The organism is Pseudophaeobacter sp. 1A16562, assembly GCF_041008785.1.
GTDB lineage: Bacteria > Pseudomonadota > Alphaproteobacteria > Rhodobacterales > Rhodobacteraceae > Phycobacter > Phycobacter gallaeciensis_A.
This window is the reverse complement of the sequence record NZ_JAXGFT010000041.1, coordinates 1-1,424: the sequence shown is the minus strand read 5'-3', so window position 1 is coordinate 1,424 and position 1,424 is coordinate 1. Positions and strand designations below refer to the sequence as shown.

The window sequence follows — 1,424 nt, the reverse complement described above, 5'->3', positions numbered from 1 at the left end:
GATCCTGCGGATTGTCGTCATGCAGCCAGAACACCATGAAGCCGCCGTCCGCCAGCGCCAGCATCTGCGATTGTTCCTGTTCCTCATTCGTGGTTGTGTTCACGTGGAATTCGCTGCCAACGGCCTCCATGTCCCCGGTCACCGGATCCGGTTTGTAGATCTGTCCAAAGATACCGCCGGTTGCGTCACTGCCCCAAAGGCCACTGTTGGCGCTCCAGGTGACCACAAAGCCCGCTTTGCCATCGCCATCGGCATCCTTGAGCGCCAGTACCTCCGCTTCGTTCTCACCGTAATACTGAGGATCGCGGATGCGGAAATCGTCTCCTACCGCAGTGCCCGTGGCATCGAAATGCTGGCCGTAGATACCCCGCAGGCTGCTATCGTCATGATATTCGTACCAGACGGCGACGAAGCCGCCGTCTTCCAGGGCGGTCACTTCCTGGTCTCGGGCGTAATTGGCAGTGGTGTCGGCCGGGGTAATCAGGAAGTCGTCATTGCCAGACATCAGATTGCCATTGGCATCCAGAATGCGGCCCCGGACCTCACCGGTGCCATCGACAGTCCCGCCGGACATCCAGCTGAGCAGAATGCGGCCGTCCTTCAGAACGGTGACCTCAGGCTTTACCTGTCGGCCGGTCTCGACGGTGTTGATCTGATAGATCGCTCCGGTCTCCACACCGTTTGCATCATAGCGCTGCGCCCAGATCCCATAGTTGTCGCCCGCATCCGCCTGCGCAAAGAACAGCACCCGCCCGCCATCGGCCGTCACCGATAGCGCAGGGTCAGAGGCCACCAGCGTGGTTGGTACCAGCTGTTGCGGTCCATCCAGATCCGCCAGGGCGGGGGGCGCATCGATTGTCTGCGTGTAGATCTCACCGAACCCGGCAGTGTTCTCATACTCCCAGGTCACGATCAACTGGCCATCGGGAAGCTGATCGATATCGGCGGTATAGTGGGTGGAGTTGTCAAAGCCGCCCTGCTGACTGTCGATGGTCACGACATCGGTGATCGCAGTGCCGTCAAGATCAAAGCTTTGGACATGGAACTCGTCGGAGGCCAGGCTGGTGCGCCAGAGCGCAGCGAGGCCGCCGCCCTCCAGGGTAATCACCTTCCAGTCGCCTGCATCCGCCTGGTAGTGACGCACCGCAACATCGGTGGCCAGCACGCCCTCGGTCCCGACGGTTGTGCCATCTGCGTCGTATCGCTGGAAGCGCAGATCCTGCGGATTGTCGTCATGCAGCCAGAACACCATGAAGCCGCCGTCCGCCAGCGCCAGCATCTGCGATTGTTCCTGTTCCTCATTCGTGGTTGTGTTCACGTGGAATTCGCTGCCAACAGGCGCCCCTGCGGCGTCATACATCTGTCCAAAGATACCGCCGGTTGCGTCGCTGCCCCAAAGGCCAGCTCCGTCGCTCCAGGTAACG

Annotated in this window: 1 protein-coding gene; it reads right to left on the bottom strand. The window is 60.8% G+C overall.

Annotated elements, in window-relative coordinates; all coding sequences use genetic code 11:
- Nucleotides 1-1,424, bottom strand: a 1,424-nt coding sequence (locus SM764_RS22540) for a hypothetical protein (protein WP_369002867.1), incomplete at both ends; no start/stop codon positions are given.